We start from the raw sequence: 6951 nt of genomic DNA, 5'->3' as shown, positions 1-6951 counted from the left end.
CCGGTCCCGCCCTGCGGGCGGTGCTCACCGAGGTCGGCGGCGAGTTGACCCTCGGCGTCGACCCCGCCCGGGCCTGGTCCGGTGCGCGCGGCACCCCGGCGCTCGCCGCGGTCGCGGTGCTGGCCGAACGCAGCGGCACCAGCGGTGCCCGACTCGCGGACGTCCTCGGGGCCACCGCCGCGACCCTGCGCGACGACGCCGTCGCGGCCGGGCGCCGGGCCGCCGCCCGCGTGGGCGTCTGGTCGGTCCTGCCGCTCGGGCTGTTCTTCCTGCCGGCCTTCGTGTGCCTCGGCATCGTCCCCGCCGTGGTCGGCCTGGTCGGCGGCCTCGACGCGCCCCTGCCCTGACACCGTGCGCGCACTGGAGGGTTGGACGACCCTCGACGGCTAGCGTGTCCGCGTGACCTCCCCCGACCGACCGTGGCCTGGGGCCGTCATCACCAGCCCGGCGAACGGACGCGTCAAGGACCTCGCCGCCGTCCGACGCCGCCGGCACCGCGACCGCGGCGACACCACCGTCGTCGAGGGCCGCGAGGAGATCCTGCTGGCGCTCGACGCCGGCGTCGTGCCACGGGAGTTCTGGTTCGCACCCGACTTCGACCGCGAGCTGCCCGACGGGCTGCTCGATCGTTTCGTTGCACAGGGCGTCGATCTCGTCCAGACCTCGCGGGCGGTGTTCGAGAAGCTCGCCTACCGCGAGTCGCCCGACGGCTGGCTCGCCGTCGTCCCCGCCCCCGGCCGCCCGCTGGCCGACCTCGATCTCACGGACACCCCGTTGGTCGTGATCTGCGAATCCGTCGAGAAACCCGGCAACCTCGGCGCGCTGCTCCGCACCGCCGACGCCGCAGGAGTCGACGCCGTGGTCTCGGCCGACCCGCGGTCGGACTGGGGCAACCCCAACGTCGTCCGAGCCTCGAAGGGCACGGTCTTCAGCGTGCCGATCGCCGCGGCCGACTCCGCCGACGTCCTCGCGTGGCTGCGCGAGCACGGGATCGCCGTGGTCGTCGGCACCCCCGACGCCGACGACCTCTACACCGACGCCGATCTCACCGGCGCGGTCGCGATCGTGGTCGGCACCGAGAAGCAGGGCGTGACCGCGGTCTGGCGCGACGCCGCCGACCTCACCGTCCGCATCCCGATGCGCGGCCGCGCCGACTCCCTCAACGTCGCGACCTCCGCCGCGCTGCTCGTCTTCGAAGCCGTCCGCCAGCGCGGCTGAGGATCACGCCCTCAGGGGCACCTCTCGTTCAGCTTCACGACGCCGAAGTCGATCGGTTCGCCGTCGGCGACGGTGCTGCCCGGCGGCACCGACTGGCTGCACACCTGCCAGTCGCGGTCGAGGACTTGGAACCGTCCAGCGCCGGTCGCGTCCGTCGATGTCGTGAAGTAGACCGGGTTCCCGCTCACGGACTGAATGTCGTCCTGAGCGGTCTGCAACCCCTTCCCCACCTCGTTCGGCATGGTGAACCGCGTCGCGGATTCCGGCACCGAAGGAACCGGGTCGGTTGTCGTCGCCGCCGGTGGGGGCGGTGTCGACGACGTCCTGGGTGGCGGGGCCGACGTCGACGACGAGGCCGCGGACGCGACCGAGTTCGCGCTGGTCGGCGCCGTGGCCGTCACCGTCCGCACCACGGTCGAGCTGCCGCCGCATGCGGACAGGACGAACACGGCGAGGACTGACGGCACGACCAGACGGACGTTCACGGGGTCAACTCCGGGGCTGCGAGGGGGAATCGGGACCCGCACGATCGCACGCCTTCGTGCGTGCCGCACGTCAACGGGCGACGTTTATGGATTTGGGAGTACCAGATCTGGCGCACGCGCGGAGCGGCCGTCCACAGGCACGCGTGTCGTCCACAGCGGCCCTTCCCGTCGGTCCGGCGGGGTCGATCGCGCCGACGCTGACGGCATGACGATCTCTCGCTCCCTCATCCGCTCGGTCCGCGCGAACGCGCTCGTGGCCGGAACGGTCGCGGCCGTCGCCTGGCTGCTCGCCGAGTTCGGCCTGCTCGTCGCGGCGCCGCTGGCTGCCGCCCGGGCGCGGCTCGACGGTCCCCGCGACGCCGGCATGAGCACCGCCGAGTACGCGGTCGGCACGGTGGCCGCGGTGGCCTTCGCCGCCGTCCTCTACAAAGTCGTGCGCAGTGGCGCGGTGTCCTCGGCCCTGACCTCGATCATCCAGGGCGCGCTGGGCATCTCCCTGTGAACCTGCGGGTCCGGGTGAACCTGCGGGCGCTGCGGCGCGACGACGGCATGGTCACGGCCGAGACGGCCGCGGTCCTCCCGGTGCTGGTGGTCGTCGCGGTGTTCGCGGTCGCGGTCGTCCTCGCGGCGGGGCAACGCAACCGCCTCGTCGACGCCGCCCACGTCACCGCCCTGGCCGCCGCACGCGGCGACACCGGTGCGGCCGCCCTGGGTGCGCAGGTCGCGCCGGGTGCCCACGTCGTGGTCGGGTCGGGCGACGACCTGGTGACGGTGACGGTCACCGGCACCCTCGAGGTCGGGCCGGTGCACGGACCGACCGTCACGGTCACCGCCGTGGCGCCGCTCGAACCGACCGGTGCGCCACCGGCGGCGGTCCCGTGACGACCCTTCAGCCGCAGCGCGTCGCGGACCGCGAGGTGGATCGGCCCGACTCCGGGGCAGCGACAGTGTGGGCCGCCGCGCTCGTCGTGCTCGTCGTGGCGGCCACCGTCCTCGCGGTCGGGGCGGCCACCGCCGTCGGCGCTCGGCACGCGGCGCAGGCTGCGGCCGACCTCGCCGCGCTCGCCGGTGCCGGCCGGATCGGGGTGGTGGCGGGCGACGTCTGCGCGGCGGCGGGCCGCGTGGCCGAGGGCAACGGCGTGAGTCTCTCGGCCTGCGACGTGACCTCGACCGGTCCGCGCACCGGAGAGGTCAGGGTGCAGGTCGAACGGCCTGTCCGGTTCGCCGGGATCGACCTCACGGCCCGGGCCAGGGCCCGGGCGGCCCGCCTGCCGGGCGGGCTCCCACCGGTCGCGGCCCTCGGTGCGGGCCGACCGACCGTGTGGCAGCATGATCCGGGCGGTTCGACCGGCGTCGGTCCGGACCGACGGAACCGCGCGGCGCTCGAGCGCCGGAAGCGAAGATCGCGAACACAGGAGGCCCACGTGGACCTGACGCTGAACACTGCACGCGTGCAGGAGCGCGCTGTGCTGGAGGTCGGCGGCGAGGTCGACATGTACTCGTCCCCCACGTTGCGCGAGCGCATCGCCGAGCTGCTCGACAGCGGCGAGTCGGTGCTCGTGGTGGACCTGTCGGGCACGAGCTTCCTGGACTCCACCGGCCTCGGTGCCCTGGTGGCCGGTCTGAACCACGCCAAGCAGGTCGGCGGCGAGATGCCGATCGTCTGCAGCTCCGACCGGATCCTCAAGCTGTTCCGGATCACCGGCCTCGACGGCGTCTTCACGATCTTCCCGTCGGTCGACGACGCTGTCGCCGCCCAGCCCGCCTGAGCCGACCGCCCACTCCACGGCGGACCACCGCCGCTCACCGTCAGGCCAGAACACCCCTGGCTGATCAGCATGCCCCCACTGTGCGATCACCCGTGTGTCGCGCGGCCGTCGGCGCGCGACACGGTGTGACCCACGTCCTACCCTTCGGCAACCGCGCCTCCGCGCTCCCTTAGACTGCCCCGGCAGTCGGCAGGGTGGCCGAGGCGCCGTCTCCAGCCGCCCGTGTCCGCGACGGGTCGGTCCGAGAACCTCGGGACCGTCTCGTGATCCGATCACGTCCGGTCAGCAGGCCCTGGAGGAGTTCGCGCCCATGTCAGCCCCCGCCATCACCACGGTCGCGTTACCAGCGATCAGTGGTTCCGAGCACTACTGGGCGGTCGGCACGCTCGTGCTCGCCGTCCTCGCTCTCGTCTTCGCCGGCGTGTTGGTCCGGCAGGTCCTCGCGGCCGACGAGGGCACGCAGAGCATGAAGGACATCGCCAAGGCGGTGCAGGAGGGCGCAGCCGCGTACCTGCAGCGGCAATTCAAGACGCTGGCGGTCTTCGCCCTCATCGTCTTCGTGCTGTTGCTGCTGCTGCCGGTCACCGAGGGTGGGTGGGGCACCCGCATCGGCCGCGCGGTCTTCTTCCTGATCGGGGCGGTGTTCTCGGCCCTGGTCGGCTACATCGGCATGACGATGGCCACGCGTGCCAACGTCCGCGTCGCCGCCGCCGCCCGCGGCGGTGAGCGCACCGCCGGGTTCAAAGTCGCCTACCGCACCGGCGGCATCGTCGGCATGCTGACCGTCGGTCTCGGCCTCGCCGGGGCGAGCGTCGTGCTGCTGGCCTTCAACGAGACCGCGCCGACCGTGCTCGAGGGCTTCGGCTTCGGCGGCGCGCTGCTGGCGATGTTCATGCGCGTCGGCGGTGGCATCTTCACCAAGGCCGCCGACGTCGGCGCCGACCTCGTCGGCAAGGTCGAGGCGGGCATCCCGGAGGACGACCCCCGCAACGCGGCCACCATCGCCGACAACGTCGGCGACAACGTGGGTGACTGCGCCGGCATGGCCGCCGACCTCTTCGAGTCCTACGCCGTCACGCTGGTCGCCGCGCTGATCCTCGGCCAGACCGCCTTCGGCGCCAAGGGCCTGCTGCTCCCGCTCATCATCGGCGGCATCGGCATCATCAGCTCGGTCGTCGGCATCCTCGCCACCCGGATCCGCGACTCCGACCGCAACGGCCTGGTGCCGATCAACCGCGGCTTCTTCATCTCGGCCGCGACCTCGCTGGTCCTGGTCGCGATCCTCGCGTTCTCGTTCCTGCCCTCGAAGTTCTCGGGCTTCGACGACTTCACCGAGATCAGCGACCCGGGCACCGGCAACCCGAAGGTCATCGCCTTCCTCGCGGTCCTCATCGGCATCGTGCTCGCCGTGGTCATCCAGCAGTTGACCGGCTACTTCACCGACACCATCCGCCGCCCGGTCAAGGACGTCGCGGACTCCTCGCTGACCGGCCCGGCCACCGTCATCCTCGCCGGCATCTCGCTCGGCCTGGAGTCGGCGGTGTACACCGCGGTCCTCATCGCGCTCGCCGTGTTCGGCGCGTTCCTGCTCGGCAGCGGCTCGGTCGTCGTGGCGCTGTTCGCCGTGGCCCTCGCGGGCACCGGCCTGCTCACCACGGCCGGCGTCATCGTCGCGATGGACACCTTCGGCCCGGTCAGCGACAACGCCCAGGGCATCGCGGAGATGAGCGGCGACATCGACGAGGCGGGCGCTCGCGTGCTCACCGACCTCGACGCCGTCGGCAACACCACCAAGGCCATCACCAAGGGCATCGCGATCGCGACCGCCGTCCTCGCGGCGACCGCACTGTTCGGCTCCTTCTCCCGCGCCGTCACCACCGCGCTGGACAAGACCGGCGCCTCGATCGCGGGCAACCTCACCTTCAGCACCGACCTCACGACCCCCAGCAACCTCGTCGGGGTCGTCATCGGTGCGGCGGTGGTCTTCCTGTTCTCCGGCCTGGCGATCAACGCGGTCGCCCGCGCGGCCGGCCGGGTGGTCTTCGAGGTGCGCGAGCAGTTCCGCCGCCACCCCGGGATCATGACGTTCGAGGAGCGGCCCGACTACCGCGCGGTCGTCGACATCTGCACCAAGGACTCCCTGCGGGAGCTCGCCACCCCCGGCCTGCTCGCGATCTTCGCCCCGATCTGCATCGGCTTCACCCTCGGTATCGGCCCGCTGGCGGGCTACCTCGTCGGCGCGATCGCGGCGGGCGTGCTCATGGCCGTGTTCCTCGCGAACTCCGGCGGTGCGTGGGACAACGCCAAGAAGATGGTCGAGGACGGTGTCCACGGCGGCAAGGGCACCGAGGCCCACGCGGCCACGGTCATCGGCGACACCGTCGGCGACCCGTTCAAGGACACCGCGGGCCCCGCGATCAACCCGCTCATCAAGGTCATGAACCTGGTGGCGGTCATCGTGGCTCCGGCCGTCGTGCAGCTGTCGGTGGGCAGTGACAAGAGCCCCGCGCTGCGTGCGGTCATCGCGGTCGTCGCGTTCCTGATCATCGCCGCGGCGGTCATCGTGTCCAAGCGCCGCAAGATCTCCATGGGGGAGACCCCGGCCGACGCCCAGTCGATCGGCACCTCGCCGGTCGGCTGATCCCAGGTACCCCGCTCGTCCCGGAACCCCCGGCCTCCCCGCGAGGCCGGGGGTTCCTGCCATCCTGACGCGATGCAGTTCTCGCTGTTCGGTGCGGAGGCGGGCGACCTCGTGCTCGCCGACCTCGACGGCGTGCTGCTCGGCGGCGGTCACTGGGTCGACACCACCGACGGCGCGCGACTGTCGGTCGTGGTGGCCGACGCCTGGCGCGTCGACGCGCTCGGCGACGCCTTCACCGCCCTCGACGTCGCCGGCGACGACCCGGCCCGCCCCGCCGCGGCCCCGGGGTCGGCGGGAGCCGAGACCGACGGCTACGTCGCCCGCACCCGGATCACCCCGGCGCTGCGCCCGCTCGAGGCCCGCTGGCGGCGCGGCGCCGCCATCGCCCCGCCCGACGACCTCGTCCTCTCCGCGGCGGGCCTGCGGCTGTGGGCCGTCACGTCGGGCGTCACCGACGAGGTCGGCTACGTGCTGCGCACCCCCCAGGTCCCGGACGCGGCGGGTCCGGCCGGGCGGCTGCACCGCATCGCCGGTGCCCTGCTCGCGCGCACCGGCATCGCGGCGGTCGAGCTGGGCAACCGCGGCGGCGGCCCCGGCTGGCGCGTCACCTCGGCCCGGCGGCTGCGCCGACTGGCCGAACTCCTCGGTCCGCCGCCGCCCGGGGCCGAGGCCCAGTGGCCGACGGTGACCACCGGCGCCACCGGTCGCCCGGTCGAACGGAACTGACCCGCCGCCCCGTCACCGGATGTCACGGTCCGGTTGCCGGCGCCGTGTACCGTCCGCCTCGCCGGGCCGCTGAGGTCCGCGCCCCAGCGCTCGTCGTGGCTCCGAACCCCGG

The 6951-nt window shown here is 73.2% G+C and carries 8 protein-coding genes and 1 pseudogene; 8 read left to right on the top strand and 1 reads right to left on the bottom strand.

The genetic code is table 11. The annotated features are described in order from the left end of the window. Together ACXR2U_RS03445 and ACXR2U_RS03440 are read left to right on the top strand one after the other, a co-directional pair. A partial coding sequence (locus tag ACXR2U_RS03445; protein WP_458823521.1) for a type II secretion system F family protein occupies positions 1 to 347 on the top strand: 347 nt, incomplete at its 5' end. Positions 348 to 399: 52 nt separating this feature from the next. Then, on the top strand, positions 400 to 1218 hold the full coding sequence (locus ACXR2U_RS03440) for a TrmH family RNA methyltransferase (RefSeq protein ID WP_458823520.1): 819 nt from the start codon (positions 400 to 402) through the stop codon (positions 1216 to 1218). A gap of 11 nt (positions 1219 to 1229) precedes the next feature. Here ACXR2U_RS03440 and ACXR2U_RS03435 read toward each other — a convergent pair whose 3' ends face one another. Continuing rightward, positions 1230 to 1703, bottom strand: coding sequence for a PASTA domain-containing protein (locus ACXR2U_RS03435; RefSeq protein ID WP_458823519.1), 474 nt, complete (start codon positions 1701 to 1703; stop codon positions 1230 to 1232). A gap of 301 nt (positions 1704 to 2004) precedes the next feature. On the opposite strand from ACXR2U_RS03435, the gene ACXR2U_RS03430 reads away from it, so the two are divergent. From ACXR2U_RS03430 to ACXR2U_RS03405, 6 genes and pseudogenes are all read left to right on the top strand, one after another. Continuing rightward, on the top strand, positions 2005 to 2205 hold the full coding sequence (locus ACXR2U_RS03430; protein WP_458823529.1) for a DUF4244 domain-containing protein: 201 nt from the start codon (positions 2005 to 2007) through the stop codon (positions 2203 to 2205). Further along, positions 2202 to 2585 carry a TadE family type IV pilus minor pilin gene (locus ACXR2U_RS03425; protein ID WP_458823518.1) on the top strand — a complete coding sequence of 128 codons (384 nt, stop codon included), beginning with the start codon at positions 2202 to 2204 and terminating at the stop codon, positions 2583 to 2585. Before ACXR2U_RS03430 ends, ACXR2U_RS03425 begins: the two co-directional genes overlap by 4 nt. Continuing rightward, positions 2582 to 2953 (top strand): annotated as a pseudogene (locus ACXR2U_RS03420) (Rv3654c family TadE-like protein); the annotation flags it as partial. The gene ACXR2U_RS03425 and the pseudogene ACXR2U_RS03420, both read left to right, overlap by 4 nt. Positions 2954 to 3127: 174 nt before the next feature. Then, positions 3128 to 3472: an STAS domain-containing protein gene (locus ACXR2U_RS03415; RefSeq protein ID WP_458823528.1), complete on the top strand. Its 345-nt coding sequence runs from the start codon at positions 3128 to 3130 to the stop codon at positions 3470 to 3472. A 310-nt stretch (positions 3473 to 3782) separates the two neighbouring features. Then, positions 3783 to 6113 carry a sodium-translocating pyrophosphatase gene (locus tag ACXR2U_RS03410; protein WP_458823517.1) on the top strand — a complete coding sequence of 777 codons (2331 nt, stop codon included), beginning with the start codon at positions 3783 to 3785 and terminating at the stop codon, positions 6111 to 6113. A gap of 72 nt (positions 6114 to 6185) precedes the next feature. Beyond that, complete coding sequence (locus ACXR2U_RS03405) at positions 6186 to 6839, top strand: hypothetical protein (protein ID WP_458823516.1); 654 nt, start codon at positions 6186 to 6188, stop codon at positions 6837 to 6839. Positions 6840 to 6951: the final 112 nt, after the last annotated feature.

The organism is Jatrophihabitans sp. YIM 134969, from assembly GCF_054456675.1.
Note: the sequence above shows the minus strand (reverse complement) of the source record. Positions and strands in the feature narration are given on the sequence as shown.

Coding starts and splice junctions, on each gene's coding strand:
- ACXR2U_RS03405 (WP_458823516.1), top strand. CDS start 6,186: ATGCAGTTCTCGCTGTTCGGTGCGGAGGCGGGCGACCTCGTGCTCGCC.
- ACXR2U_RS03410 (WP_458823517.1), top strand. CDS start 3,783: ATGTCAGCCCCCGCCATCACCACGGTCGCGTTACCAGCGATCAGTGGT.